Origin of the sequence: Nostoc sp. MS1, from assembly GCF_019976755.1 — a bacterium.
Classification (GTDB): domain Bacteria; phylum Cyanobacteriota; class Cyanobacteriia; order Cyanobacteriales; family Nostocaceae; genus Trichormus.
In genome coordinates, this window is sequence record NZ_AP023441.1 from 4762208 (window position 1) to 4788725 (window position 26518).

General features: G+C 42.9%; 24 protein-coding genes. 11 read left to right on the forward strand and 13 right to left on the reverse strand.

What is annotated here, in order from left to right; all coding sequences use genetic code 11:
• Positions 1 to 60: 60 nt before the first annotated feature.
• From NSMS1_RS20655 to grpE, 6 genes are all read right to left on the reverse strand, one after another.
• The gene (locus NSMS1_RS20655) at positions 61 to 1650 is read right to left on the reverse strand and encodes a glycoside hydrolase family 57 protein (RefSeq protein WP_224086624.1); all 1590 of its coding nucleotides are present in this window, start codon (positions 1648 to 1650) and stop codon (positions 61 to 63) included.
• A gap of 231 nt (positions 1651 to 1881) precedes the next feature.
• Positions 1882 to 3018, reverse strand: coding sequence for a small ribosomal subunit biogenesis GTPase RsgA (gene rsgA / locus NSMS1_RS20660; RefSeq protein ID WP_224086625.1), 1137 nt, complete (start codon positions 3016 to 3018; stop codon positions 1882 to 1884).
• Positions 3018 to 3272, reverse strand: a complete 255-nt coding sequence (locus NSMS1_RS20665; RefSeq protein WP_224086626.1) for a sulfurtransferase TusA family protein — start codon at positions 3270 to 3272, stop codon at positions 3018 to 3020. Before NSMS1_RS20665 ends, rsgA begins: the two co-directional genes overlap by 1 nt.
• Entirely contained in the window at positions 3272 to 4399 is a 1128-nt protein-coding gene (gene dnaJ, locus NSMS1_RS20670; protein ID WP_224086627.1) for a molecular chaperone DnaJ, read from the reverse strand. Before dnaJ ends, NSMS1_RS20665 begins: the two co-directional genes overlap by 1 nt.
• A 404-nt stretch (positions 4400 to 4803) precedes the next feature.
• On the reverse strand, positions 4804 to 6774 hold the full coding sequence (dnaK, locus tag NSMS1_RS20675; RefSeq protein ID WP_224086628.1) for a molecular chaperone DnaK: 1971 nt from the start codon (positions 6772 to 6774) through the stop codon (positions 4804 to 4806).
• Positions 6775 to 7082: 308 nt separating this feature from the next.
• Positions 7083 to 7826, reverse strand: a complete 744-nt coding sequence (gene grpE, locus NSMS1_RS20680; RefSeq protein WP_224086629.1) for a nucleotide exchange factor GrpE — start codon at positions 7824 to 7826, stop codon at positions 7083 to 7085.
• Between the two features lie 402 nt (positions 7827 to 8228).
• Here grpE and NSMS1_RS20685 point away from each other — a divergent pair, with 402 nt between their 5' ends.
• The 4 genes from NSMS1_RS20685 to NSMS1_RS20700 all read left to right on the forward strand — a co-directional run bounded on the left by NSMS1_RS20685 (position 8229) and on the right by NSMS1_RS20700 (position 13284).
• Entirely contained in the window at positions 8229 to 10241 is a 2013-nt protein-coding gene (locus tag NSMS1_RS20685; RefSeq protein ID WP_224086630.1) for a GspE/PulE family protein, read from the forward strand.
• 76 nt (positions 10242 to 10317) lie between these two features.
• A complete protein-coding gene (locus tag NSMS1_RS20690; protein WP_224095295.1) occupies positions 10318 to 11442 on the forward strand; it encodes a type IV pilus twitching motility protein PilT in 1125 nt (374 codons plus the stop codon).
• Between the two features lie 76 nt (positions 11443 to 11518).
• A complete protein-coding gene (locus NSMS1_RS20695) occupies positions 11519 to 12730 on the forward strand; it encodes a type II secretion system F family protein (protein ID WP_224086631.1) in 1212 nt (403 codons plus the stop codon).
• Positions 12730 to 13284 carry a hypothetical protein gene (locus tag NSMS1_RS20700; protein ID WP_224095296.1) on the forward strand — a complete coding sequence of 185 codons (555 nt, stop codon included), beginning with the start codon at positions 12730 to 12732 and terminating at the stop codon, positions 13282 to 13284. The genes NSMS1_RS20695 and NSMS1_RS20700 overlap by 1 nt, the downstream gene beginning before the upstream one ends.
• Before the next feature lie 82 nt (positions 13285 to 13366).
• Here the strand turns inward: NSMS1_RS20700 and NSMS1_RS20705 are convergent, their stop codons facing one another.
• The 6 genes from NSMS1_RS20705 to rpmH all read right to left on the reverse strand — a co-directional run bounded on the left by NSMS1_RS20705 (position 13367) and on the right by rpmH (position 16823).
• Positions 13367 to 13876: a YceD family protein gene (locus tag NSMS1_RS20705; RefSeq protein ID WP_224086632.1), complete on the reverse strand. Its 510-nt coding sequence runs from the start codon at positions 13874 to 13876 to the stop codon at positions 13367 to 13369.
• A gap of 115 nt (positions 13877 to 13991) precedes the next feature.
• Positions 13992 to 14537, reverse strand: coding sequence for a protein jag (locus tag NSMS1_RS20710; RefSeq protein WP_224086633.1), 546 nt, complete (start codon positions 14535 to 14537; stop codon positions 13992 to 13994).
• A 3-nt stretch (positions 14538 to 14540) separates the two neighbouring features.
• Positions 14541 to 15683 carry a membrane protein insertase YidC gene (gene yidC / locus NSMS1_RS20715; RefSeq protein ID WP_224086634.1) on the reverse strand — a complete coding sequence of 381 codons (1143 nt, stop codon included), beginning with the start codon at positions 15681 to 15683 and terminating at the stop codon, positions 14541 to 14543.
• 211 nt (positions 15684 to 15894) lie between these two features.
• Positions 15895 to 16278 carry a PH domain-containing protein gene (locus NSMS1_RS20720; protein ID WP_224086635.1) on the reverse strand — a complete coding sequence of 128 codons (384 nt, stop codon included), beginning with the start codon at positions 16276 to 16278 and terminating at the stop codon, positions 15895 to 15897.
• Positions 16265 to 16663, reverse strand: a complete 399-nt coding sequence (rnpA, locus tag NSMS1_RS20725) for a ribonuclease P protein component (RefSeq protein WP_224086636.1) — start codon at positions 16661 to 16663, stop codon at positions 16265 to 16267. Before rnpA ends, NSMS1_RS20720 begins: the two co-directional genes overlap by 14 nt.
• A gap of 25 nt (positions 16664 to 16688) precedes the next feature.
• On the reverse strand, positions 16689 to 16823 hold the full coding sequence (gene rpmH / locus NSMS1_RS20730) for a 50S ribosomal protein L34 (RefSeq protein WP_082727323.1): 135 nt from the start codon (positions 16821 to 16823) through the stop codon (positions 16689 to 16691).
• A 280-nt stretch (positions 16824 to 17103) separates the two neighbouring features.
• On the opposite strand from rpmH, the gene NSMS1_RS20735 reads away from it, so the two are divergent.
• On the forward strand, positions 17104 to 17697 hold the full coding sequence (locus NSMS1_RS20735; protein WP_224086637.1) for a hypothetical protein: 594 nt from the start codon (positions 17104 to 17106) through the stop codon (positions 17695 to 17697).
• Between the two features lie 132 nt (positions 17698 to 17829).
• Here NSMS1_RS20735 and NSMS1_RS20740 read toward each other — a convergent pair whose 3' ends face one another.
• Positions 17830 to 18342, reverse strand: a complete 513-nt coding sequence (locus NSMS1_RS20740) for a DUF2808 domain-containing protein (RefSeq protein ID WP_224086638.1) — start codon at positions 18340 to 18342, stop codon at positions 17830 to 17832.
• A gap of 807 nt (positions 18343 to 19149) precedes the next feature.
• On the opposite strand from NSMS1_RS20740, the gene NSMS1_RS20745 reads away from it, so the two are divergent.
• The 6 genes from NSMS1_RS20745 to NSMS1_RS20770 all read left to right on the forward strand — a co-directional run bounded on the left by NSMS1_RS20745 (position 19150) and on the right by NSMS1_RS20770 (position 26466).
• On the forward strand, positions 19150 to 20307 hold the full coding sequence (locus tag NSMS1_RS20745) for a Re/Si-specific NAD(P)(+) transhydrogenase subunit alpha (protein WP_224086639.1): 1158 nt from the start codon (positions 19150 to 19152) through the stop codon (positions 20305 to 20307).
• Positions 20308 to 20385: 78 nt separating this feature from the next.
• Positions 20386 to 20679 (forward strand): NAD(P) transhydrogenase subunit alpha, encoded by a 294-nt coding sequence (locus NSMS1_RS20750; RefSeq protein WP_067776201.1) that lies wholly within the window; start codon positions 20386 to 20388, stop codon positions 20677 to 20679.
• On the forward strand, positions 20676 to 22082 hold the full coding sequence (locus tag NSMS1_RS20755; RefSeq protein ID WP_224086640.1) for an NAD(P)(+) transhydrogenase (Re/Si-specific) subunit beta: 1407 nt from the start codon (positions 20676 to 20678) through the stop codon (positions 22080 to 22082). Before NSMS1_RS20750 ends, NSMS1_RS20755 begins: the two co-directional genes overlap by 4 nt.
• A gap of 189 nt (positions 22083 to 22271) precedes the next feature.
• Complete coding sequence (locus tag NSMS1_RS20760) at positions 22272 to 22748, forward strand: hypothetical protein (protein ID WP_224086641.1); 477 nt, start codon at positions 22272 to 22274, stop codon at positions 22746 to 22748.
• Positions 22749 to 22832: 84 nt separating this feature from the next.
• The gene (locus NSMS1_RS20765) at positions 22833 to 23126 is read left to right on the forward strand and encodes a hypothetical protein (protein ID WP_224086642.1); all 294 of its coding nucleotides are present in this window, start codon (positions 22833 to 22835) and stop codon (positions 23124 to 23126) included.
• A gap of 256 nt (positions 23127 to 23382) precedes the next feature.
• Entirely contained in the window at positions 23383 to 26466 is a 3084-nt protein-coding gene (locus NSMS1_RS20770) for a sister chromatid cohesion protein PDS5 (protein WP_224086643.1), read from the forward strand.
• Positions 26467 to 26518 lie beyond the last annotated feature (52 nt).

Genomic DNA, 26518 nt, shown 5'->3' on the forward strand with positions numbered 1-26518 from the left:
AGAGGGGTATCAGTACTTAACACTCACTACTCCCAACCCCCAACTCCCCACTCCCCTTGATTACAAAGGACGATAAACACGATAGTTAATATTGGGGAAGATATTATCCATTAACTCGACTTTTTCTAACCAACCACTGTCAAATTTGCCGATTTTGGCATCTTCATAGAGTTTATTAAAACGCATGAGGTGCGATCGCGTGCGTCTCACAGCATAAGGAACCATTGTTCCTGTCCGCATAATAAACGCCCAGTCGGAAGATTGCGCTAATAGTAATTCTCTCGCAGCTTGGTTAAGCGATCGCCATCCCAATTCATCTTCCGGTTCCAGTGTAGAGATTTCAATCATGCGTTCAGCCGCTTTGTGTAAATGCGGATAAATCCAAGCGTTGGTTTCATTCAACCAATACTCATGGAAACCCTTATAACCCCAACTCGACTGAGAAGGACGACAAACTTGTTGTGTAGGTTCAGCCCGTAAATAGTCCGCCAAATGGGTCATAGTGTAGGTTCCTTGGTCATACCAGGACTTGCGGAATAGGTAATCAATAAACCAAGGGCCTTCATACCACCAGTGACCGAACAACTCAGCATCATAGGGGGAAACGATAATTGGCGGACGCTGCATAATTCCATACAAATGCTCTGCTTGGCGTTCGCGGTTATACATGAAATTGGCGGCGTGTTCTGCTGCTTTCTCCCGCGCCCAGTAAGGGTCGTACAGTGCTTTTTCTGATAATCCTAAACCGCGTCCAGTAATTTTATGATACTTAATACCTGTATTTTTTCTCTGACCATTGGGCATGATGTAGGGCTTGATGTATTCATACTCAGCCTCCCAACCCAAATCTTTATAAAATTCCCGATATTCAGCCGCACCAGGATAACCAACCTCAGAAGACCACACTTGTTGAGAAGACTCATGATCTCGACCAAAGGCTGCAACCCCAGTTTCGGTAAAAATTGGCGCGTAAGTACCAAAGCGAGGACGAGGACGAGCGTATAAAATACCATGTCCATCAGTTAGGAAGTAACGTAAACCAGCATCCGCCAGCATTCGTTCCAAACCTTCATAATAGGCGCATTCTGGCAACCAAATACCTCTAGGTGGACGACCAAAAGTTTCTTCATAATGTTCGCAAGCCACCTGAATTTGCGCCCACACAGCTTGAGGATACATCTTCATCAATGGCAAATAGCCATGAGTAGCGCCACAAGTGATAATTTCTAAGTTATTACTATCTTGGAATTGCTTAAAAGCCGTAACTAAATCGCCGTTGTAGCGCTCCCACATCTGACGCGCTTCGTTAAACTCAGTGGCGTAGTGTTCGGCTAAGTAACGGATGTGTCCGTTGTTGGCATTATGCTCAATTTCCAGTTCCGTCAGTTCTTCAAGTTTGGCTAAGTGTGCATCATAGCGTTCTTGCAACAAAGGATCACGCAGCATCGACACAAGCGGCGGTGTCATACTCATCGTTATTTTAAAGTCGATGCCGTCTCTCTTTAAGCCTTCAAATACTTTCAATAAGGGAATATATGTTTCGGTAATGGCTTCATATAACCATTCCTCCTCTAATACGTAGTCACTCTCTGGGTGACGAACGAAGGGCAGATGTGCGTGAAGTACGAGCGCGACGTAGCCAATAGCCATAGTGTTCTGGGGTGATACTTGTTAAAGTGAAGGTCGAGGATTAGGCGGAAATTAACAATATTTTAAGACCTTCTGGGGATCGTAGTAGTCCTGTAAACTAAAGTCATTGGTTATTAGTCATTGGTCATTAGTCCATAGTCCATAGTCCACAGTCAAAAAGTAGAAGAGACTAGGGAGAGGATTTTTCCCCCTGCCCCCTCCTGCCTCTTTCTCTTCCCCACTCCCCACTCTCTACTCCCCTTCATCTTGATACAAATCTTGTAGTGCCTGTACTTGCGTGCGGCGAGAGGTGCGACGATATTTTTTACTTTCTAGTTTGGGTTCGTATTGACTTTGACCTTTGCCTTTGGTTTTGACTTTTAATGTCGATTCAGGATCGGCTTGTTGGTTAAGTTGAGTTTGTCGAGCGATCGCATCTGCTAAAAATTCTAAATAATGTTCGTACCTTTCCCAATCTCCGCGCACTGCACATTCTGGTTCATCACGATGTAAACAGTCGTTAAAGCGACAGCCACCCATAGCTAAACGCTCTCTAGCTTCTGGGAAGTAATAGATTAGTTCTTCTGGAGTAAAATCTACATCAGGTTGATTAAACCCTGGCGTATCTGCCAACAAACCACCATCTGGTAATTCAAATAACTCTACATGGCGGGTGGTATGACGACCACGAGCTAGTTTACCGGAAACCTCTCCCACTCGCAGGTTAATGTCGGGAATCAGTGCATTAATCAAGCTGGATTTACCCACACCCGAAGGCCCGGCAACTACAGTAATTTTATTGCTGAGATATTTGCCTACTTTATCAATATTGATTTGATTTTCGACGCTGATAAATACTGGTTGATAACCCCAAGCAAACAAGCGATCGCTTATTTGTTGCTGTTCCTCTGGACTAACTAAATCGCTCTTATTCAAGCATAAAACCACATCCAGTTCAGTAGATTCAGCTTTAACTAAAAATTTACTTAGTTGATAAGGTTCCAATGGAGGGTCAGACACCGCAAAAACCAGCATAATTTGGTTCGCATTGGCGATTGGTGGTCTGTCTAACTGAGTTTGCCGCTCTAATACCTCCGCGATCGCCCCACGCTCTCCAGCCCAATCTGGTTCCTCTATCACAACGCGATCGCCCACCATCACCTGCTGTCCGATTTTCTTCAACCGAGTTCTACGAGTACATAACAGGAAGGCAGGAAGACAGAGGGAAGAAAGTGTTTTTGGTTCCCCTTCTTCTCCGTCCAATAGTTCATTAATTTTGAATTTTGAATTTTGAATTTTGAATTGATTTTCGTCTAGCTGTACTTTATAAAAATTTGCTTGCACGGCTAACACCGTACCCCATAACTTACCAGTGGAGATAACTTTCATCAGGCAGTTATGGGACGGCGGATTAATAAGGAGAAATAGCCTGTGCAATCTGTAATTTGCTCTACCTGATAACCTGCCATTGTCAGGCTATCAGGAACTTGCTCAATTGGCTCTCCTGGGTCTAACCAGACTTCTAGTAACCCTCCTGGTGGCATTTTTTCCAGACGGAGTTTTGTACGCACAAAATTAAGGGGGCAAGGAGTGCCACGTAAATCAAGTTGAGCATCAGGAGTTGATAAAGAAGAGAGCGTCATTACTTAAACAAATTTCCCAAAAAACCTTCTAGACCACCTTTACCAGTACGGTCTCCCTTAATTTTAGCCAGCTTCTCTAGCAATTCTCTCTCGTCTGGGGTGATTTTAGTAGGAATATCAATTAACACCGTTAATAGATGATCCCCACGACTCACAGGATTACCCAAACGCGGTACACCATGATTTTCTAGTTTCATGACTGTATTCGGTTGCGTGCCGGCGGGAATAATCAATTCCACAGGCCCATCTACAGTATTCACCTCCAATCGGCAACCTAAAATTGCTTGCAAGTAGCTAACTTTGATTTCTGAGAGAACATTAATGCCATCGCGTTGAAATTCTTCGTCTTCGTTGACGAATAAGTAGACGTATAAATCTCCAGGCGGGCCACCACGCTGACCTGCATCGCCTTCTTGAGAAATACGTAAGCGCGTACCGTTGTCTACCCCAGCAGGAACAGTGATTTTCAGTTTCTTGGTAACTTGGTTTGTGCCTTTACCATCACATGTACCACATTTGTCTTCAATTACCATGCCTGTGCCATTGCAGGTAGGACAAGTGGAGACTTGAGTAAAACTACCGAATGGTGTTCTGGTAACACGGCGGACTTGACCCGAACCACTACAAGTCGAACAAGTACGGGGACGAGTTCCCGGTTTTGCACCCGTACCAGTACAGGTTTCACAGGTTTCTAGATGGGAAATCCGAATTTCTTTTTCCCCGCCAAATACTGCTTCCCGAAAGTCTAACTTCAGGTCTAGCCGTAAATCATCACCCCGCGCTGGGCCACTGCGTCGCCTTTGCTGGGTTGGGCCACCCATACCACCAGCAAAACCACTGAAAATACTTTCAAAGATATCGGCAAAACCACCCATATCGCCCACATCTTGAAAACCAACACCAGCCCCAGAAACACCTTCAGGCCCGAAGCGATCGTAACGCGCACGGGTTTCCGGCTCAGAAAGCACTTCGTAGGCACGGTTAATTTCCTTAAAGCGCTCTTCTGCTCCCGGTTCTTTATTCACATCAGGGTGATATTTCCGGGCTAGACGGCGGTAGGCTTGTTTGATTTCTTCTTTGTCAGCGTCACGAGCAACGCCTAAAATCTCATAATAGTCGCGGGCCATATAGCAAAGGTAAAAGTTAGGAGGAAGAGGGCAATATAGGCAGTAGACACCACATGGGCAACTTGCCAGAGGTTAGATAGAAGGCAAAGTAAAATTATGTTAATAACTGATTTTACCTTTTACCCTTAACAAAAATCATCAACAAGTAAAGTAATAGGTAGTTTCCTCGTAAAACTAGCAAAAGCTACCAATAACTAGGAGCAGAAAAAGTATAACCTATGGCTCTTGTTACCAAGATGGCTGTCTCTTTTACAATTGTGCTACGTACTACGAGGAAACCCCCTCATCAAGCAGAGGGGCTATCCGCACCCTTTAGTGTGGAAAACCCCCCATGTAATTTAGTGCTGAGTCCTGAGTAATGAGTTTTTATTCTTAGATTCTACTGATTCAGCACTACTCAAACTCTAATCTATCGCTTCATAATCAGCTTGTGCTGTACCTTCTTCATCAAAATCAAAATTAAATTGTGGTATTAGAGTTCCACTAGGTGGGGATGGGTTGTCTGAAGACAAGGAAATATGAGACATATCATAAATTGCTTCTGTTTCATCTCCATTTTGAGTACCAGCTCGATTGTACACATCTGCACCGATAGAAAATAGAGTTTGTTGGAAATCATCCAAACATTGTTGAAACTCTTTAATGGAAATGGCGGGGTTAGTCATTAAACTTTGAACCAGACTAGCTTTTTCCCCAGCGAGAACTTTCATTTGTTCGCCAATCAATTCGCCATTATCCTTCAAAGTCGATTCATAAATGATCAACAAATTATCTGCTTGGTTTTTGAGTTCCACCAATTCTTTGCGTCTTTTATCTTCTTCAGCAAAAACTTCTGCTTCTTGGCGCATCCGTTCTACTTCGTTGCTGCTTAGTCCACCTGTATTGGTAATGCGAATACTTTGTTCTCTACCTGTGCCTTTATCTTGGGCAGCAACTTTAAGTATACCGTTGACATCAATTTCAAAGGAAACTTCGATTTGCGGTACTCCACGGGGCGCTGGGGGTATGCCTGTTAAGAGAAATTTACCCAGGCTTTTGTTATCCCTGGCCATTGCCCGTTCACCTTGGAGAACGTGGATTTCTACTGAGGTTTGTCCGTCAACGGCTGTGGAAAATACTTGAGATTTGCTGGTAGGAATTGTAGTGTTACGTTCGATGATTTTGGTGAAGACTTCGCCCAAAGTTTCAATCCCCAAAGATAGGGGTGTGACATCCAATAGCAGTAAATTATCAACTTCCCCACCTAGCACTCCAGCTTGGATAGCTGCACCTAATGCTACAGCTTCATCAGGATTAACCGAACGGTCTGGGGTCTTACCATTAAAAAACTTAATTAAGGCATTCTGCACCGCCGGAATACGGGTAGAACCACCGACCAAAATAATTTTGTCTATATCTTGTGGTTTTAGGTCTGCATCTTTGAGGGCTTGAATCATCGGTTCGATGGTAGCTTCGATTAAATGCCCTACCAACTCCTCAAACTTAGAACGATTAAGTTCCATTTCTAAATGCTTCGGCCCAGTTTCATCAGCTGTAATAAAAGGCAAGTTAATTGAGGTACTTGCCATATTGGAAAGTTCAATTTTAGCTTTTTCGGCTGCTTCTCGGAGACGTTGCAGCGCCATTTTATCTTGGGCAAGATCAATTTTTTCGTGTTGTTGGAAGCGTTCAATCATCCAACGCACAATACAGCCATCAAAGTCATCGCCGCCTAGTTGGTTATTACCACTAGTAGCTTTGACTTCAAATACTCCATCCCCCAACTGGAGGATCGAGACATCGAATGTCCCGCCACCTAAGTCAAAAACTAAAATTAGCTGCTCTTGGTCTTGTTTATCCAACCCGAAGGCTAAAGCAGCAGCCGTAGGTTCATTAATAATTCGTAAAACTTCTAGTCCGGCAATTGTACCCGCATCTTTAGTAGCTTGTCTTTGGGCATCAGTAAAATACGCAGGTACGGTAATTACTGCTTGGGAGACTGCTTCACCCAGAAAATCTTCCGCATCTTGTTTGAGCTTTTGCAGAACCATTGCGGATATTTCTTGGGGCGTGTAATTGCGTCCACGAATCTGTACATCTACAGTTTCATCTCGACCTTTGACACAGCTATAAGGTACACGATCGCGTTCTGTTTGCGTATCATCCCAACGACGACCGATAAACCGCTTAATACTAAAAATAGTATTTTCTGCATTGGTTACAGCTTGTCTTTTTGCCAGCTGACCGATTAAGCGATCGCCACTTTTTCCAAATCCGACAATACTCGGTGTAGTGCGTCCACCTTCAGAATTAGCGATCACTATCGGTTGACCACCTTCCAAAACCGCAACACAACTATTAGTTGTGCCTAAGTCGATCCCAATAACTTTTCCCATACGTAAATATATTTACTGAGTGCTGTAGCCCGGACTAACTTTTTTTGGGTATAAACTTAGGCGGAAGGCTATTCAATTTTGGATTTTGGATTTTGGATTTGCGATTTTAAATTAATTCAATCTAAAATCCGTCTTGAAAAGTTGAGCCACTGCGTTGGACGGGTTTCCCGGCTTATAGCAAGTGGCGTTCCTACGGCGGGAAACCCGCCTACAGAACTTTCCGCAAAATCTAAAATCTCCAATCCTTAACAATGCTCGCCTCTACTATGACCTCAGCACTATCGGTCAGTGAGGCGAGCTGATACAGGTTAACTGTCGGCTGGACTCGACTGATTGTCTGGTGCTGGCGGTGCATCTTCCTTTGGAGCAGCCACCTTGACCATAGAATGGCGTAGCACGCGATCGCCCAAGTAATATCCGCGCACTAACTCTTCTAACACTGTTCCTTCTGGATGTTCATCCGTAGGTTCCCGCATTACTGCTTCATGGAGATTAGGATCGAAGTCTTGTCCTTCAGGACGCATTGGTGATACACCTAAGCGTTTGAGCGAATCTACTAGTTGTTTATAAACTCCTTGATAACTTTTGTGAATTGTCATTTCGCCATCAGTTTGTGGCTTGAGATGCGATCGCGCCCGCTCAAAATTATCAACCACAGGCAACAATTCTAAGATTGTGTTTCTTTTTACCTGTAGGTCTAGTTCTTCTTTTTCTTTTTGAGTGCGTTTGCGGTAATTTTCAAAATCTGCCGCAATCCGCATATATTGCGTACTACGTTCTTCTAACTGTGCTTTGAGAGAATCGATTTGTTGAGACAGTTCAGCCAAAGCGGCTGTATTGGTTTCCTGTGTCTGTGTAGCCGCGAAGTTGTCTTGTGTACTTGTAGTTTCTCCCCCGACATTAGTTGGGGTGGTCACTTGTTCTGTAACTTCGCTTCCAGAGTCATTAGTGTTAATTTGGGCAGGGGATTCACTCATAATTGCTTGCTTTACCTCTGTTGATTCACCCAATTGCTGGCTTGTATTGTTTACCTGTTTATTTTCGTCGATCATTGTCCAAGTCTACTCATCCCAAATGTGATTTAGGGCAGTATTTCACCACAATGAACAAACCTGGTAGTTGATGGCTGTACACTGAGACTGATTTTTGCCAGATTTTTTAGGAAATGATCTGACCGCCATCCTATTTTTACAAATGGTGAACAGATTAGGGTCAATCTTCTCAGGGCGGTATTCCGAACGAGGAGCGGAGACAAGGGAGCAGGGGAAGCAGAGGAGCAGAGGAGCAGAGGAGAATAACTTTTGACTATGGACTAATGACTAATGACCAATGACTAATGACCAATGACTAATGACTAATGACCAAATGAAAAGATTTTACTAAGTATCAATGAAAATTTTGTGTCCTGAGCTGGGAATACTCTAAACAGAGGTTTTCCTACTCATTGCTCACCTATGACTCAATCGTCACCACAACGGCGCAGCACCGCTCTAACTACGAGAACAGAGTTTTCACCTTTCGGTACTAAATTAGTACAATCTGGCTACGTTAATACCGAACAGATGAGACAAGCGCTGATTGAAAGTCGCAAGTCTGGTAGACCCTTAACAGAAGTTTTGGAGTCTATCACTGGACGACAGCTATCACCTGAGTTCCTCAGACAATATAAGAAACAGCAATTATTTGAATTAAAAATCCTATACGGTGTTGAATCTCTCGATCCAGAGGTCAACAGTGTTGGTAACACGATGGTGGGTAATTTAATTGAAACCCTCATCCCAGTGGATATCTGCCGCCGTCACCGTTTAGTACCATTATCTAGAAATGATGAACATAACCCGCCCTATGTGTTAGTGGCGATGGTTTCTCCAGATAATTTGGAAGCGTCGGATGACTTAAACCGCATCTTGCGCCCTCAAGGTTTATCATTACAGCGTATGGTAATTACCCAGGAAGATTACCAACAGCTAATTAACCAATATTTGGATGAAATGGCTGTACGGCAAAAGCACCTGGAACAAGAAAAATTTACAGATATTAATCAGGATTTAGAAAATCTCGGCAATCTCGACCTAGAAGATGCGCCAGACGAGATGGAAGCTGATTTAGGTTCAGCAATGAAAGGTGCGGAAGATGCGCCGGTCATTAATCTTGTCAATAGAATTTTGGCAAAAGCATTGCACGAGAAGGTTTCTGATATCCATGTGGAACCGCAAGAAGAAAATATGCGTATTCGCTTCCGCAAGGATGGTGTACTAAGGGAGGCTTTTCCACCTCTACCGAAAAAAATTATCCCTGCGGTAACGGCGAGATTTAAAATTATTTCTAACTTAGATATTGCCGAGCGACGCTTACCCCAAGATGGACGTATTCGCCGGATGTTTGAAGGACGTAAGGTAGACTTCCGAGTAAATACCTTACCTAGCCGCTATGGAGAAAAGGTTTGTCTGCGGATTTTGGACAACTCTTCTACCCAATTGGGCTTAGATAAGTTGATTACTGACCCAGAAACTTTAAATATTGTTAAAGATATGGTCAGTAAGCCCTTCGGCTTGATTCTGGTAACGGGGCCGACTGGTTCAGGTAAGACGACTTCGCTTTATTCAGCGCTATCGGAGAAGAACTCTCCAGGGATTAACATTAGTACGGTAGAAGACCCGATTGAATATAGTTTGCCAGGTATTACCCAGGTACAGGTAATTCGGGAAAAGGGTCTGGATTTTGCTACGGCGTTACGAGCATTTTTGCGACAAGACCCGGATGTACTACTGGTGGGTGAAACGCGAGATAAGGAAACAGCGAAAACAGCCATTGAAGCGGCTTTAACGGGTCACTTGGTATTAACTACATTACATACCAACGATGCCCCTGGCGCGATCGCTCGTTTGGGAGAAATGGGTATTGAACCATTCATGGTTTCCAGTTCTCTGATTGGGGTATTGGCACAACGTCTCATGCGGCGTGTATGTGGTGAGTGTAAGATTGCTTACAACCCCACACCCGAAGAACTTGCCCGTTATGGGATGACTGCTTCTGGTGAAGTGTCGGTTACATTCTATAAGGCTAACACCGTACCATCAGAAGCGATCGCTGAAGCTAAAGCCAAAAATGAGCTTTGCCCAGCTTGCAATGGTGCTGGCTACAGAGGACGTTGCGGTGTTTATGAAGTCATGAAGATTTCCGAAAATCTGCAAACTCTCATCAACGAAGAAGCACCTACAGAACGTATCAAAGAAGTAGCTGTAGAAGAAGGGATGAAAACCTTGTTGGCTTATAGCTTAGACCTAGTGCGCCAAGGTTCCACCACCTTAGAAGAAGTAGAACGGGTGACATTCACAGACACAGGTTTAGAAGCTGAGTTAAAAGCCAAACGCAAGAGTGGTCTTACCTGTCGAACTTGTACTGCCCAACTACAACCAGAATGGCTAGATTGTCCCTACTGTATGACACCGAGATTTCAAGATTAGTCAATAAAGCCGAAATTTGCATTTAGCACTTTTTGAATTTTGAATTTTGAATTTTGAACTGGAGCGAAGCGACCCTATGGAAATGATGATAGAAGATTTGATGGAGCAAATGATTGAAATGGGTGGTTCGGATCTACACCTATCCGCAGGTTTACCGCCTTATTTCCGCATTAGTGGGAAGCTTACACCAATAGGTGAAGAAGTACTCACTGCTGACCAATGCCAAAGGCTGATTTTTAGTATGCTCAATAACAGCCAACGCAAAACCTTAGAACAAACTTGGGAGTTAGATTGTTCTTATGGTGTCAAGGGTTTGGCTCGCTTCCGGGTGAATGTGTATAAAGAGCGTGGTGCTTACGCAGCTTGTTTACGGGCGCTGAGTTCTAAAATTCCTAACTTTGAAAAATTGGGTTTGCCTGATGTAGTACGGGAAATGTGCGACAAACCTAGAGGTTTGATTCTCGTAACCGGGCCAACAGGTTCTGGTAAAACGACCACTCTAGCGGCAATGATTGATTTAATTAACCGCACTAAAGCAGAGCATATTCTTACTGTAGAAGACCCCATTGAATTTGTTTACGAACCAATTAAAAGCTTAGTTCACCAACGTCAATTAGGTGAAGATACAAAAAGTTTTGCTAATGCTTTAAAAGCCGCGTTACGGGAAGATCCAGATATTATTCTGGTGGGTGAAATGCGTGATTTGGAAACAATTTCCTTGGCAATTTCCGCAGCAGAAACCGGACACTTAGTCTTTGGGACACTACACACCAGTTCCGCCTCGCAAACTGTTGACCGGATTATTGACGTTTTCCCTCATGAAAGACAAACTCAAGTGCGTGTGCAATTATCTAACTCTTTAGTAGCGGTATTTAGCCAAACTTTAGTACCTAAGAAAAACCCCAAACCGGGTGAATATGGTCGCATCATGGCGCAGGAAATTATGATTGTTACCCCTGCTATTTCTAACCTAATTCGTGAAGGGAAAACGTCTCAAATTTACTCAGCAATTCAAACTGGTGGTAAGTTGGGGATGCAAACTTTAGAGAAGGTTTTAGCTGATTATTACAAAGCAGGAATTATCTCTTTTGAAGCTGCGATGTCTAAAACCTCTAAACCAGATGAAATTCAACGTCTCATTGGTGGTTCTGCTCCACCACCCGCCGCAGGAGCTAAACCCGGAGCAGTCAAAGCGCACTAAAAAAATAGTCAATAGTTCAAAAATCTTTTGACTATTGACTAATGACTATTGACTAATGACTATTGACTAATAATATATGCCAACATTTATTGCTCGTGTTCGGGATACACAAGGAAAAACCAGAAGTCAGAGAGTTGTTGCTGAATCTATCGCACAAGCTCGTACGAATTTAAGAGATCAGGGATTAGTAGTTCAAGACCTTAAACAGTCAATTAATTTTGATTTTGAAAAATTTAAAAATTCTTTCGTTAAGGTATCAGTAAAAGAGAAGGCTGTGTTCTCTCGACAACTTGCCACTCTGGTAAATGCTGGGGTTGCAATTGTTAGAGGGCTGGGTGTATTGGGTGATCAATGTACTAATAAAAAAATGAAACAGGCGCTGCTGGACATTAGTAATGATGTTCAAAGTGGGGTAAATCTTTCTGATGCCATGCGTAAGCATCCTGATTGCTTTGATGGTTTATATGTCAGTATGATTCAAGCCGGAGAAGTCGGCGGTGTTCTAGATGAGGTGTTAAATCGTTTAGCTAAATTATTAGAAGATACGGCACGATTACAAAACCAAATTAAATCAGCAATGGCTTATCCAACGGTTGTAGGCTTTTTGGCAACCAGTATTTTCGTTGGGATGACAGTTTTTCTGATTCCTATTTTTGCCAAAATTTTTATCGAAATAGGAACAGAATTACCAGCCTTAACTCAATTTTTGATGGATTGTAGCACCATATTAAGAAGTCCTGCTTCAGTATTTATTTTTGGTGGTTTTGCAGGAGTTAAATTTGCTTTTAACCAATATTATAAAACTCGTGTTGGCAAGGAAACTATTGACCGTCTTTCCCTCAAATTGCCATTGTTTGGTGATTTAATTCAAAAAACCGCAGTTGCCCGCTTTAGTCGTACCTTTGGTTCTTTAACTCGTTCTGGTGTACCCATTCTGACATCTTTAGAAATTGTCCGAGATACTTCGGGAAATCAAGTGGTTGCTAATGCTATAGATGCCGCAAGAGCCGAAATTCAACAAGGGGGTATGATTAGTATCGCCCTACAAAAAGAGCAAGTTTTTCCAGCGATGGCAATTCAAATGATTAGTATCGGTGAAGAAACTGGTGAATTAGATGCAATGCTAATGAAAATTGCTGACTTTTATGAGGATGAGGTGGAACAGGCGGTAAAAGCATTAACTAGCGTTTTAGAACCAATTATGATTTTGGTTTTAGGGGGTATGGTGGGAACGATTTTGTTAGCAATGTATTTACCACTATTTAAGGTATTTGAAAAATTGGGATAATATCAGTGCAAAAATCTGACTATGAAGCGATTTTGGCAGAGTATAGTAATCATGAGGCGGCGATCGCACTCCTAAAACAGTACCGACCATATCTAGAAATGATTCCTAGTTTGCGTCGTCCTGATGAAAGTACAATTATTATCCCTCTGCCTATTGTTCGTTTACGTAATACCGTAGCTGCAACCACACAAGCAACCAGTTTACCTTGTGATGCAGCAATATTAATGTGCGACCCCGAATGGAAAATCAAAACGGGAGCGGAAATTCTCTTATTTATTCAACGTCCCTATGAGGACTTTTCTGATTTACTGGGACGCTGGCGACAAACCCAAGTTTTACTAGACCAAGACTATGAATGGTTAATGCCTCTGCGTCACAGTCATATATTAAGTGAAGGAGCTGATACTGTATATCCGTTGTTTGTGGTTTTTAGTGAAGAATCCGAACGCATTCAACGCGGTTTGATCGGTGCAGAATTACCATTTGTAATTCAAACATCTTCTTCTTTCATAGATGAAGAAAGAGATGAGGAGAGGCTAACCTCTGAACACTAGAACGTGTTTTCTCAAAAGTCCCTCATTCTTTCTTTGATTTACTTCTCTTACGTAGTTCAAACTCGCAAAATTAACTTGAGTGTTATCCAGGTAATTGCTTTTTCAACGCATTTAACCCAGCCCAACGCTTATCAATTGCTTGGTTTGAACTTTCAGCACTGTCATTAGCTAAAATACCCGGACAATTGATATCACACAATTGACGCTGGGGTGTAGCTAAACACATTTGTTCATACAACCATTCACTGGGATAAAAATAACCATTAGGGGATAAGGTTTCTACCAAATCCTCCATAGCCACTTCTCGTTCTAAAGGTAAGTCTTGCTCTTGCTCGACAGCATCATCTAACCAGATAACTTCTTGAGTATCCACTGCCAATCGGTGATTATACTGCTGTAAGCAGCGATTGCAGGTACAAGTAATAATTGTTTCTACCTGAGCCGAAACTTGTAAATAATTACCCTGATGCTGTACGCAGACGAGACCGCGAACTGGTGTCAATGTTTCTAGTCCAGGCAAAAACTCTTTAACTTGAACTTCCTCTGTCCGCTCCGGGGCTTTAGTTAGCTGCGGAATAAAGATTGCGTCCATTAGGATCTGTAAAACATCATTACAAAAATTTATGAAGATCATCAGCACAATTGCTGATAATCCATTTTAAGTTTAGCTTCTAGAAAGAATAAATATTAATAGGACTGGAAATTGATTAAAATTTCTCTTCTCTAAGCTCTAGCCCTTCATCATCCACAGCCGGACGAACAACTAAATGGCGATGGGGTTCTTTACCTCGGCTAAAGGTTTCTAAATCACCAAAGTCCTCCAAGAAAGTATGCACTAAACGCCGTTCCGCAGAACTAAGTGATTTAATTTCCACTTCTTGCCCTGTAGAACGTACTTGTTCGGCGGCTATTTGGGCTATTTCTTGAATCTCTGCTTGTCTTTTAACTCGATAACCGTTCAACTCCACAGTGTAGGAAGCTTGTCCTTCTTGGGGTTGGTTAATGTTAAGAGTAGAATTAGCTAAATATTGAATGGCATCTAATACAGAACCATCAGCACCTATGAGAGTGCGAATTTGCTCTGGGGTTAAATTGGTTTCATCAATTGTCAACCAATAACCGTCTGTGGCTTGGGAATCATCGTCGTGAGATTGGGAAGCTTCTAAACTACCGTGAATCTCAGCTGATATCCCAGTGAGTAGCAGCAGTGATTGTAGCCACTGCTGACCTCGCTGCATGGGATTGTTGCTCATCTATCAACCTGTGGTCTTTTTCTTGGAACTTTTTGGCTCAAAAGGTAATGTCTTTTGTTCAGCCACCGCTTGTTTATCCTGAGTCTCTACAATTTTTTGTAGTTCCTCTGGTAAAGGTTCGCGGGAGAGGATATAAGTTTGTAAAGTCTGGAAGACGTTACCAATCACCATGTACATGAGTACACCAGCTGGCAAGGGGAAAAACAAAAACATCCCGGAAAAGATGACAGGGGTGATTTTGTTGACTGTATCTTGTTGAGGGTTGCCACCGCTTGAGTTCTGCCCGGAAAGCACTTGGCTAACGTAAAGGCTGATACCAAAGAAGACAATCATGGCGACAATATCCCAGTGGACTGTGTTATCGGGATCAATCGCGCCGACTCTACCTAAAGCATCAATGAACAAGAAGCCTTTATCTGCGGCTAAACCAGGGATTGTCCCTTGTATGGTGACATCACCGGGCTGTAAGGCTTCTATGTTGCCCTCAGCGTCGATTTTAATTCTGTCTTCACCCTTGGTAATTTTCCATTCAGGATAAAGTTTACTGTCTGGGTGTTCTGCTAGGAGGACGGAGAATGGTTTGCCTTCTAAAGTTTGATATTGAATTTTAGTTTTTTCGCCTACAGCTAACTTATTACCACTAGGGAGGATGGCTGTAACTTTGGTATGTTCTCCATCGGCAATGTAAATGTTTTGCGGAGGAGTGGCGAAAGCTTGGGGTTGAATCCTTTCGATCTGTTCGGAGGGGAAGATTTGCAGGTTAACGGAGTAGTTAACCCCAGCAAAAGGTGAACCCCGTAAGGTGGCAAACAGCGCCAACAGAACTGGCATTTGCAGCAGTAATGGTAAACATCCGGCTAAGGGGTTGCCAAACTCCTTCTGCACGTTCATCATTTCTTCTTGCTGCTTCTGCGGATCGTCTTTGTAGCGCTCTTTAATTTCTGCCATCCGCTTTTGCATCAGAGGTTGCACAATTCGCATTTTCCGCATATTGCGAATTTGACCAGCACTCAGGGGATAGAGCGCGAAGCGGATTATCAATGTTAAAGCAACGATCGCCAATCCATAGCTCGGCACTACGCTATAGAAAAAGTCTATGATCGGCAACATTACGTTGTTCGAGAGAAACCCGATACCAAAATCCATTATTGTGACTTCAACCTGAGCTACTGTAAATTGAACTGAATCTAATTTATCTAAATCGTGATAACTATGGGACTATCCTATGCTACGGATAGCCGCACTAGATAGAGAGATGGGGGAGTGGGGGAAGATGGGGAAGTAGAAGACATATAGATAAAGTATTAGTATTTATCTTGTCTCCCTCATCTCCCTCATCCCCCTCATCTCCTCATCTCTACTTAGCGCTATATTGAGGATTTCTCGCAGCGACTTTTTCGTTAATGTAGTCATAAACTTGACGGAAATTGGGAACAGCTCGCATTTCCAAACGACTACCGTTTCTTAAAGTAACTACCATATCTCCCCAGATACCAATACCACGGGGAACTATCACAACCTTAGTTATTTCTGAGTAAATTATGTCTGAGCGATCGCGTCCCATCCAACCACCTGTTACAGATATTCTGCGATCGGTAATGCGATAACGTAACCATAATGCTCGGACGATTGCCCCAACTGTTAAGGGAATGCCTACAACAGTTAGTCCAACTAGTATATTCAAAATTAAGTCCCCAACGTGGGGGCCGCCTTCATAATAAACTTCTTCACGAATGCCCATTGAATACCTCAGTTTGTGCCAACAACTGCTCTAATTCTTGCAGAAATTGTTGGCTTACGCACTTAGTTTCTGCGGCTTTTGGCTTAACAATTACCACTAATTTCCATCCTGGTGCTAATTTCGGCAATAATTGCCCAATCGCCGCAGTTATTTGCCTTTTGAGCCGATTACGTACCACAGCTTTCTTGCTGACTTTAGTACTAATCGAAACACCAATAAGCGTACTCGTTTGGGTTTTGGGGGCAGTATCCAAAGAAGAACTGTTAGCAGAGGACGGTTTTAATGCACGCAATGTAAAATTGGCACTATGTCGTCTCAGCCCTTCTCGGAAAACTGCCTGAAAATCTTGCCGGGATCTTAATCGGTTTGCTTTGGGCAATGCCACAGCTACTCTTTGCGCCTAAAATACCCTACACACTTAAACGATAACGTCCTCTCTTTCTTCTGGCTCTGATGACGTTTCTGCCATCTGGAGTCCGCATTCTGGCACGAAACCCAGAAGTCCTTTTTCTCTTACGGTTAGTCCCTCCAAGGGTTCTCTGCATAGTCTTGTCCTCTTAGGCAATTTTATAAAAAGTCACAATCTATAATTTTATCACCAAATAATAGCATTGGAAATCCATCTTGTAACTTAAGACTCATGAAGTATTGACCAAAATATTTGGTCAAGTTAACTTCTATTCATAGATATATGGGTATGTATTAACAGCTTAGTCAATTGATCACAGAGTGCTGAATTACGGTCTAGATTTGGATGTTTTTTTGCTCTAAATACGTTGTCTAAAGCACAAATTCTCTTCTTCAGCTATTTGCTGTATTACATAAATGACGTTTATAACTAAATTCAGAAGAATTTTTCACACGGTTGTAGCTGGTACAGCAACTACAATCTTGGTTGCTAGTGGCTCAAGTGCTGCGCAAGCAGCTATTTTTACGTATAACTATGAAGGTTATGTTACCGAACTCTATGGAGCGGGTGAGCTTTTACCACCTAATTCTGACCTGAGAGGCGTTGAAGTAGGTGATAGGATTAGCGGTAGCTATAGCTATGATGATGAGGTGTTATCACCATTTCAGCCTAACTCTGCTGTTTTAACTGACTTCATCTACACAATAGAAGCAAGTGATGGTAATACTTATGTTGAAACTCTAGGCAATTTTCTTGGAGTTAGAGCTAATGGGATTGTAAATCTAGATACTGCTGATATTACAGTAGGTATTAACAGTCCTGTACCGATTTATGGAGCAATTTCCTCTAGCGAAGGTAGCTTGTTTTACTCTGTGCGAAACACTGCTATTATTTCTACATTCGAGCTACTTGTTGGTTCGGCTCCCCAATCTGTGCCAGAGTATTCTTCAACGTTGGCATTACTAGCTCTAACTATAGCTCCAATATTTTTGCGTTCTCGCCGCACATAGTAGGAGACAGAGTATAGGCTCAAAAAGTGCTTGTTATAAACAGCGATCGCTATATTTGCAATAATTGGGATTAATAGTCAATAGTCAAAAGCTCAAATTTGATGTTTTCGACTACGGACTATTGACTATTAACTAATTGACACTGATAATCCAAGTTCCCAAGTATCGTAGTAAAGGGACATCTCCGGGTGAAAGGATTTGGCAGTTGAAATAATATGTGCCACCGAATGCTGGATTACGTACATTAGAAAGAACTAATTCTACTCTGCTACCTGCTGGTACTGGCTCTTCAGGAAAGATTTCTAGTATTCGAGCTTCTCTATCCCATTTGACTTCGGATATGGGAACTTTTTTACCTTTAACCTGGATCTCAATATCTTTGGTATCAAAAGTTCCTTTATAGTAGTCTGGATAAGTAATGGAAAATTGAGCGGCTGCCAATTTCATTTTCTGGGCAGGAATCCTTAACCTATATCTATCCCAGCCATTAGATTGTCCACCATAATCTAAGCGGAAGGGCAGTTGATTTTCGCTTTTTACACCACTAAATAGTGTAAAACCTGGTAAACTCTGTGCCAAGCTGACAGTTGGTACAGCAGCTATTACACATCCAGTCACTGCTAAAGCTGAAAGTAAACGTCTCATAGTTAGGCTCCTCCACCAAATATTGTTTCTGTTATACATATCACAAGACTTACAGACAAAAGCGTTAGATTAAGGTTTTAAGTAGGGTTGCAGTTAGATTTAGCTTGTGTGATACACATTAGACGTTCAGTGGAGGCAAAAAGTGCCATTTTTTTTGCAATCACAATTGTTAGTAAAAATACTGGAGCTTAATGTCAATAGAAACACAGTGCGTAGATGATTTTATTGCTAAATATGTACAAGTGTATCTTAATTTAGGTTGTTTGTTATAAAAATTGAGCTATCTGATGAGCGATCGCCTGTTAAGTTGAGATAGATTGATAAAAATAAGCTCAAATCACATCAATAATCATTTCAAACTAGAGTAGGAAACTTGTCATCAAATCATTCATCTGTTTTGTCAGTGGTCAGTAGTCAAGTGGTAAGAATGTTTAACAACAGCCAACAACAAATGATAACTGACAAATGACATGCGCCAGCGTCACAAATTAGCTGATGATTGCAATATATAAGAGAAAAGTAATGTAAAAATTTTGCAATCCCGAAAATAAGCTAAAGACTAAAGATATAAATTGGGGTATCAAAATAGAATTTGCAGTATGTAAGCGATTGTCAACTATTGGGAAGTGGAACATTTGCCAGATGTACAGTCAGGCTTTGTCTGCTGCATTGCCATCAAAATTCAAGTTTTATTGAAAAAGGAAAATCAATTTTTATAGTTCTACGCAAGGGCTATAAATTAGTGAATTTCCTTATGAGAAAGTCGCAGTTCTTGCAGAGATTAGGTATTTATCTTCAGGAGATTTCATGAGAATAGCAGTTGCTAAAGAAATAGAAGTAGGTGAACGGCGGGTAGCCTTAAATCCTGACACTGTTGCTCGGTTAGTAAAGCAAGGTTTAGAAGTTTGGGTAGAAACAGGTGCGGGAGAACGATCATTTTTTGATGATGCCGCCTATGCAGCAGCAGGAGCGGTAATTATTGGTGATCCCGATAAATTATGGGGCGAAACAGATGTTTTGTTAAAAGTTAGTCCACCGCAAGAACGGGAAGATGGACGTTCGGAAATTGAATTGTTGCGTGAAGGGGCGGTATTAATTAGCTTCCTCAATCCTCTAGGAAATCCTACAGTGGCGCAGCAATTGGCGCATCGGCAAGTCACAGCCTTAAGTATGGAACTGATCCCCAGAAGTACCAGGGCGCAATCGATGGATGCGTTATCTTCTCAAGCATCACTGGCGGGTTACAAAGCAGTATTAATTGCCGCAGCCGCATTACCGAAATATTTCCCAATGCTGACAACTGCTGCCGGCACAATTGCCCCAGCTAAGGTATTTATTATGGGAGCTGGTGTGGCGGGATTGCAAGCGATCGCCACCGCCAGACGTTTGGGTGCAGTGGTAGAAGCCTTCGATATTCGTCCGGCTGTGAAAGAAGAAGTGCAAAGTTTAGGGGCGAAGTTTGTCGAAGTCAAACTGGAAGAAGAAACCACAGCCCAAGGTGGCTATGCAAAAGAAATTTCTGAAGCCAGCAAACAACGTACCCAAGAAGTTGTCGCCGAACACGTAAAAAATTCTGATGTAGTCATTACAACTGCCCAAGTACCAGGAAGAAAAGCACCATTGTTAGTGACGGCAGAAATGGTTGCACAGATGAAACCCGGTTCAGTAATTGTAGACTTAGCCGCAGAACAAGGCGGTAACTGTGCCTGCACCGATCCCGGTAAAGATATTGTCTGGAATGGCGTGACAATTATTGGCCCCATTAATCTCCCTTCATCAATGCCAGTCCACGCCAGCCAATTGTATTCCAAGAACCTCACGTCTTTGCTGCAACTACTAATTAAAGACAAAGCGCTACAAGTAGATTTTACAGACGACATCATCGATGCCGCCTGCATTACCCACGCTGGAGAAATTCGCAATCAACGGGTGAAGGATGCGTTACAAGCTGCGGTGGTTCGGTAACAGTTGACAGTTGACAATTGACAATTGACAGTTGACACCGCCTGATAACTGTTAACTGTAATAAATAAGGAGTTTTTCATGACAGAGGCATTACTTGCTGCTTTGTTTGTGTTTGTTTTAGCATCGTTCATCGGCTTTGAAGTTATTAACAAAATACCGCCTACTCTACATACACCACTCATGTCAGGTTCCAATGCGATTTCTGGCATTGCCGTGATTGGGGCGATATTAGCAGCCGGTGAAAGAAACACTAATTTATCGGTAATTCTCGGTTTGATTGCCGTTGTGCTGGCAACAGTTAACGTAGTTGGCGGCTTCCTCGTCACTGACAGAATGCTGCAAATGTTTAAGAAAAAAGAGGTTAAAGCATGAGCGACTTTTTACCAACTGGAATACAGCTGACGTACTTAGTCGCTGCATCCTTATTTATTTTGGGTTTAAAAAAATTAGGTTCTCCAGCGACGGCGCGTAATGGGAATGTAGTTGCGGCTGTGGGGATGTTGCTGGCAATTGTGGCGACGATGTTGGATCAGCATGTCCTCAATTATGAAATGATTTTGATAGGCTTGGCGATTGGTTCGGCACTGGGTGCGATCGCAGCTTACAAAGTGCAGATGACACAAATGCCCCAAATGGTGGGTTTACTTAACGGTTTAGGTGGTGCGGCTTCAGCTTTAGTTGCTGTGGCTGAGTTCTGGCGGTTATTAGATGCTGGTGCGTCTGTACCTCTAGATGTCAACATTTCCATGTTATTGGATGTGTTAATTGGTGGTGTCACCTTCACAGGTAGTTTTCTCGCCTTCGCAAAGTTGCAAGGATTAATTAGCGGTTCGCCAATTACCTTTCCTTTGCAACAACCATTTAACTTGTTGCTTTTGGGCGCTTATGTCGCCGGAAGTGCGTACTTAATTGTCAACCCCCATAGCTTACCAGTCTTTTTGGCAGTCGTTGCCGTCTCCTTAGTCTTGGGTGTGATGTTTGTCATCCCCATCGGTGGGGGAGATATGCCCGTGGTAATTTCGCTGTTAAACTCCTTGTCAGGGGTAGCGGCGGCGGCGGCGGGTTTCGTGGTGATGAACAATATGTTAATCATCGCCGGTGCATTGGTAGGGGCTTCCGGTATCATCCTTACCGAAATCATGTGTAAAGCCATGAACCGTTCCCTCCTCAGCGTGTTGTTTAGCGCGTTTGGTTCTGGGGGAAATGCTGCTGCTGGTGCGGCGGCGGCTGGTGCAACAAATCAAGCAGTCCACAGCATTGATCCCGAAGAAGGGGCGATGATGTTGGGTTATGCCCGTTCTGTGGTAATTGTTCCTGGTTACGGGATGGCTGTAGCCCAAGCACAGCATAGTATCCGCGAATTGGCAGATCAATTAGAACGGATGGGTGTTGATGTTAAGTATGCCATTCACCCTGTTGCTGGAAGAATGCCCGGACACATGAATGTGTTGTTGGCTGAGGCGAATGTGCCATATACCCAGTTGTATGACATGGAAGATATTAATCCCCAATTTGAGCAAGCGGATGTAGCTTTAGTAGTTGGGGCTAATGATGTAGTTAACCCTGCGGCACGTAGCGATCGCAATAGTCCAATTTACGGGATGCCAATTTTGGAAGTAGATAGGGCAAAGCACACTATTGTGATTAAGCGTGGGATGAGTGCGGGTTTTGCTGGTGTGGATAATGAGTTGTTCTACAAAGATAAAACCACCATGCTTTTTGGTAGTGCTAAGGATATGGTGGCGAAATTAGTTTCTGAGGTGAAGCAGCTTTAGGGTATTAAGAATTTTAATGGTTTGCTTGCCTTGGGGGTTTGTTGCTTCTGGGGCAAGTTTTTTATTTGTCTGGATCGAACGCAGATGAGTAAGATGTTAGTTGAAGTTGTTTCGCGGTTGAATAAACAAGAGTGCGATCGCATTGACCACGGGGAATCATAACATCAGATTCATCCGGGTAAACATCCTATGACCTATCAAAACATCACAGCTTCTCTTTCTGCTGAAGATGTCAAAGAAATTAAAGCAGCAATGGCGACAATTCAAGCTAAGTTACCGTTTCTCATTACTTTGAGCGTGGAGGAACGACGCAAATTATTTAAGATGGGCGATAAAAGCCTAGCCTTTGTCAACAATAGCCTGACTGCTGCCCAGTCGAACCGAGACATTTTACCAGCCAGTTTTAATGTAGAAGAATTTGTGCGAGATTATCAACTAGCCGCTAACCTCACCGAATTGTTGATTGCACTGCGACAACTAACAGAACAGGTAGATGATACCTTATTGGCAGTTGGTAGCGAAGCAATGGGTAGCAGTTTAACAGTGTATGATTACGTCAAGACTGCGGCCAAGAAAACTCCGGGGTTAAAAACTCTAGCAGTACAGTTGGGCGAACGGTTTAAGGCTATTAAAAGTAAACCAGCAAAAGCGGCTTCTGGCTCATAGGTTGTAATTCAACGTCAAAGATAAGATCCCCGACTTCTTGGAGAAGTTGGGGATCTGGCATTTAAGCGCAATTTTCATCTTTCAGTGCAATATGTAAATGAATCAGTCTTTGATACTCGCTCACGAGTCTTTGATACTAGCGTGAGAGTGTTTGATACTCGCTCACGAGTCTTTGATACTGGCACGAGAGTGTTTAATACTCGCTCACGAGTCTTTGATACTAGCGTGAGAGTGTTTGATACTCGCTCACGAGTCTTTGATACTGGCACGAGAGTGTTTGATACTCGCTCACGAGTCTTTGATACTGGCACGAGAGTGTTTAATACTCGCTCACGAGTCTTTGATACTCGCTTACGAGTATTAGAATTTCAACAATGAATCTTTAATACTCATCTACAAGTATTAGTTAAAGTAGAGTAAGTTAGCATGATTGATTAACGCATTTATTATCTATTAAGCGATACCTTAAACTTAACGCCGTCAAGTTCTCTACACCTAATAATAATGAGCTTCATTGTATCAACATATATAAACCAAAATTAAACTAATATCTTTAATTACAAATTAGGAATTACCACTTATCAGCTTGATAGTATACGTGTAAACCTGTGCCATCTGCCACCTTGCTTAAGATATGCTGTCAAGTCTTTGCCGTATCGGCAGGTTCTCCCCTTTTATTCTTTATCCTTTAGCTTTCATCCTTTCCTTCCTCCTCTGCCTGACTTGGGCAAGTGCCAAAGAACAACCCAAGCCCCAGCCGGAAGTGTGGCAAATTAACGGTATCGTAGCAGCCCTAAAAGACCCAATACCGGAAGTTAGGGCTAAAGCAACGGGAAATTTACAAGAGTATCAGCTAAATAACCCTAAACTTCAGATCAAAAAATATGATGAACTTGTAAAACAGTTTACTCAACAGTTGCAGGACAAAGATTCAGCCGTTTCCCGGAGTACAGCAGCACAGGCACTAGGGCAGATGCAAGTCAAGGAACAAGCACCACAACTTGTCCTGCTGCTCAAAGATTCTGACAGTAGTGTCCGTTATACAGCAGCACAGGCACTAGGGCAGATGCAGGCCAAGGAACAAGCACCACAACTTGTCCTGCTGCTCAAAGATTCTGACAGTAATGTCCGTAGTGCAGCAGTAGAGGCACTAGGGCAGGTGCAAGCCAAGGAACAAATTCCACAACTTGTCCTGCTGCTCAAAGATTCTGACAATAATGTCCGTTATGCAGCAATACAGGCGCTAGGGCAGATGCAGGCCAAGGAACAAGTTCCACAACTTGTCCTGCTGCTCAAAGATTCTGACGCTAATGTCCGTTATGCAGCAATACAGGCGCTAGGGCAGATGCAGGCCAAGGAACAAGTTCCACAACTTGTCCTGTTACTCAAAAATGCTGACAGTAATATCCGTAGTGCAGCAGTACAAGCGCTAGGGCAGATGCAGGCTAAGGAACAAGCACCACAACTTGTCCTGCTGCTCAAAGATTCTGAATTTAGTGTTAGTTACGCAGCAGCAGAGGCACTAGGGAAGATGCAAGCCAAGGAGCAAATTCCACAACTTGTCCTTCTGCTCAAAGATCCTAACTACTTTGTCCGTTATGCAGCAGTACAAGCGCTAGGGCAAATGCAAGCTAAGGAACAAATTCCACAACTTGTCCTGCTGCTCAAAGATTCTAACTACTTTATCCGTTATGCAGCAGTACAAGCGCTAGGGCAGATGCAAGTCAAGGAACAAGTTCCACAACTTGTCCTGCTGCTCAAAGATTCTAACTACCTTGTCCGTAGTGCAGTAGTACAGGCACTTGGGCAGATGCAGGCCAAGGAACAAGTTCCACAACTTGTCCTGCTACTCAAAGATTCTGACACTAATGTCCGTAGTGCAGCAGCAGAGGCACTCATCAAACTAGGGCAACAAGATTTGCCTGTTATTATGCAGATTCTAGATTCAGTTCATTATTATCCATCTGAGATTGGTCAACTCAGGTTTTTAGCTCATTTTTTGGCAGCTGGTAAACCACAAGTAGAAACTCTTATGCAATGGGTTGGTAAACCGAAAGCGCCACCAGAAAAACTGACCCATGACGAGGGAGTACAAGCAATGGAAGCTTTTAAGGAAGCGTGGAAAGATTGTGATTCTCTGATAGAACTGCGAAGAGAACTAGCACAGCAAATTTCTGAAGTTGCAGCCAACAAACAAATTATTTGGAAAGCCCAGGATATTCAATTACTGGAATATCACCGCGAAAACCTCAAACACGTTAAGTCCACTTACGCCGATGCACTACAGTCAGTAATTAATAATGTGGAATATTGGCAGTGGTTTTTCAAAGCTCAAAACACCATCATCGCTCACATAACCTTTTGGCTTGCCCTCATTTTTGCTTATCCTAAATTTCCCCAAGTCCAAGCCATCTTCTTCTGGAACCCTTGGGTACGCCGCATCTTAGGCGTGGGCTACGTCGGCTTTCTCCTCACCTGGGTTCCCTTTTTCCGTCGCAAATTATTTGAACCTTTCAAGCCTTCCCTCTCAGCCGATGCTGGGTTAGATAACTTTTATGAGCAATCATATTTCCCCCAGTCTAAAGTCAAAGTTCCCGTTACAGGAGAAATTCTCCCTGTCACCGCAGCCCTACCCAAAATTCAAGGACAAATTATCTTAGAAGGTGATTCCGGCTTAGGCAAGTCGATGTTTTTGCGCCATCTTTTAAAAAAATCTCAGCGTATTGTCGTTTTCCTCCCCGCTCATAAATGTGATCAAGGCGTAATAGAAGCCATTCAAGAAAAGCTACATGGGCAAGCCCAAGATGCAAACTTCCTCAAAAACCTCATTTACAGTGGTGCAATAGATATCTGCATCGATGGACTCAACGAAGTCACCGCCGATACTAGGGCGAAAATCTGCCAGTTTGTCGAAAGCTATTTTCGCGGCAACATTATTATGACTACTCAGTCCCTAGAGTGGACACCACCTTCAACAGCAAAAACATATTACTTGCAGCCCCTTGAACAAACCCAAATTGAAGAGTTTTTGCACTCCCGTCAACGGCGAATCCCTAAAGATGCCAAAATTCAAGGAGCTGATTACCAAAAAGCCTGCTCCTGCTACCTCACACAAGCCCTCGATTCCCAGCAACCAAAGGAAGAATTAGAAGCAGCCAGCCGTATTCTTTCTAATCCAATGGATCTGACGCTGGTAGCTTTGATGCTATCACAAGGTGAATATCCCAACTTATTCCGCCTTCAAGAACAGCAATACAAACTGATGGCGGACGAATACCTCAATGAATGGAAACAAGAATTTCCCTTAAAGAAATTCTCCGCCGCCGTCTACCAAATGCGAATCCAAGACAAACGAGCTTTACCTGTGGATGAGTTTTACCAAGTAGTCATGTGTCTAGAAAGTGAGAAATACAAAATGGTAGTCAGCCGTCAATGGTTAGACGAAAAAGGCGAAGCTAAGAAAGAATGGTATTTCCGTCACGATAAAATTATGGACTTCTTCTTAGTGCAGAACTTTCTCGGCGAAAGTGATGAAGCGGAAGCACTATTAGTAGATAGAATGGGTGATCCGCGTTTTCGTGGTGTTTACTTCTTGTTAGCAACTTTACTTCCGTTAGATGCAGCTAAGGAATTGCGGGAAAAGTTGATTCAATATGCTGCGGATACTAAGGATAATACGGTGAGTAATACTTTTGTCCAGTTATTGAGGACTAGGTAGGGAGAGGTTTTTTTAACGCGGAGGGGCGCGGAGGTTAGCGCGGAGGAACGCA

Coding starts and splice junctions, on each gene's coding strand:
- NSMS1_RS20655 (WP_224086624.1), bottom strand. CDS start 1,650: ATGGCTATTGGCTACGTCGCGCTCGTACTTCACGCACATCTGCCCTTC.
- rsgA (WP_224086625.1), bottom strand. CDS start 3,018: ATGAAAGTTATCTCCACTGGTAAGTTATGGGGTACGGTGTTAGCCGTG.
- NSMS1_RS20665 (WP_224086626.1), bottom strand. CDS start 3,272: ATGACGCTCTCTTCTTTATCAACTCCTGATGCTCAACTTGATTTACGT.
- dnaJ (WP_224086627.1), bottom strand. CDS start 4,399: ATGGCCCGCGACTATTATGAGATTTTAGGCGTTGCTCGTGACGCTGAC.
- dnaK (WP_224086628.1), bottom strand. CDS start 6,774: ATGGGAAAAGTTATTGGGATCGACTTAGGCACAACTAATAGTTGTGTT.
- grpE (WP_224086629.1), bottom strand. CDS start 7,826: ATGATCGACGAAAATAAACAGGTAAACAATACAAGCCAGCAATTGGGT.
- NSMS1_RS20685 (WP_224086630.1), top strand. CDS start 8,229: ATGACTCAATCGTCACCACAACGGCGCAGCACCGCTCTAACTACGAGA.
- NSMS1_RS20690 (WP_224095295.1), top strand. CDS start 10,318: ATGGAAATGATGATAGAAGATTTGATGGAGCAAATGATTGAAATGGGT.
- NSMS1_RS20695 (WP_224086631.1), top strand. CDS start 11,519: ATGCCAACATTTATTGCTCGTGTTCGGGATACACAAGGAAAAACCAGA.
- NSMS1_RS20705 (WP_224086632.1), bottom strand. CDS start 13,876: ATGGACGCAATCTTTATTCCGCAGCTAACTAAAGCCCCGGAGCGGACA.
- NSMS1_RS20710 (WP_224086633.1), bottom strand. CDS start 14,537: ATGAGCAACAATCCCATGCAGCGAGGTCAGCAGTGGCTACAATCACTG.
- yidC (WP_224086634.1), bottom strand. CDS start 15,683: ATGGATTTTGGTATCGGGTTTCTCTCGAACAACGTAATGTTGCCGATC.
- NSMS1_RS20720 (WP_224086635.1), bottom strand. CDS start 16,278: ATGGGCATTCGTGAAGAAGTTTATTATGAAGGCGGCCCCCACGTTGGG.
- rpmH (WP_082727323.1), bottom strand. CDS start 16,823: ATGCAGAGAACCCTTGGAGGGACTAACCGTAAGAGAAAAAGGACTTCT.
- NSMS1_RS20735 (WP_224086637.1), top strand. CDS start 17,104: ATGACGTTTATAACTAAATTCAGAAGAATTTTTCACACGGTTGTAGCT.
- NSMS1_RS20740 (WP_224086638.1), bottom strand. CDS start 18,342: ATGAGACGTTTACTTTCAGCTTTAGCAGTGACTGGATGTGTAATAGCT.
- NSMS1_RS20745 (WP_224086639.1), top strand. CDS start 19,150: ATGAGAATAGCAGTTGCTAAAGAAATAGAAGTAGGTGAACGGCGGGTA.
- NSMS1_RS20750 (WP_067776201.1), top strand. CDS start 20,386: ATGACAGAGGCATTACTTGCTGCTTTGTTTGTGTTTGTTTTAGCATCG.
- NSMS1_RS20755 (WP_224086640.1), top strand. CDS start 20,676: ATGAGCGACTTTTTACCAACTGGAATACAGCTGACGTACTTAGTCGCT.
- NSMS1_RS20760 (WP_224086641.1), top strand. CDS start 22,272: ATGACCTATCAAAACATCACAGCTTCTCTTTCTGCTGAAGATGTCAAA.
- NSMS1_RS20770 (WP_224086643.1), top strand. CDS start 23,383: ATGCTGTCAAGTCTTTGCCGTATCGGCAGGTTCTCCCCTTTTATTCTT.